A 572-nucleotide genomic window follows, 5' to 3' on the forward strand; every position below is an offset into this window, starting at 1 on the left:
CCGGACACAGTACAAACTCCTGACTCAGTATATCATACTTTCAGACAGGATGAAATCGTATCACGGGAAAATTAAGGAAAAATTTTTGGCAAAAACTGGCATAGGAAGGGAAATCCCATCCATACAATGAAACAAAGGATTTAATCAGGGGAAATTATGAAACGATTGTTAGCTCTTGTTTTAAGCATGCTGCTTTTCCTCTGTCCGTCTCATGCTGCGTGGGGGCAGGAGCCGGACATTGCCGTGGCGTCGGACATGGTAATCCGGTCGGAAGAAGCAAAGGCCGTAAACGCCGAGGGAGGGCCGTCCATACAGGCGCCCAGTGCGCTTCTAATGGAGGCATCCACCGGACAGGTAATATACGAAAAAGATGCAGATACGAAAAGGAGTCCCGCCAGTATTACGAAAATCATGACGCTGATCCTGATTTTTGACGCTCTGGATTCCGGGAAAATCAAAATGACCGACGAGGTGGTTACCAGCGCCCACGCCAAGTCCATGGGAGGTTCCCAGGTCTTTCTGGAAGAGGGGGAGACCCAGACGGTAGAGACCATGATCAAATGCATCGTGGT

1 protein-coding gene is annotated in these 572 nt (G+C 49.1%); it reads left to right on the plus strand.

Annotated features, from left to right (window positions below; genetic code table 11):
- Positions 1-156: 156 nt before the first annotated feature.
- Positions 157-572, plus strand: a 416-nt coding sequence (locus tag NE664_12895; GenBank protein MCQ4727531.1) for a D-alanyl-D-alanine carboxypeptidase, incomplete at its 3' end; no start/stop codon positions are given.

Source organism: Anaerotignum faecicola (assembly GCA_024460105.1).
Taxonomy (GTDB): domain Bacteria; phylum Bacillota; class Clostridia; order Lachnospirales; family Anaerotignaceae; genus JANFXS01.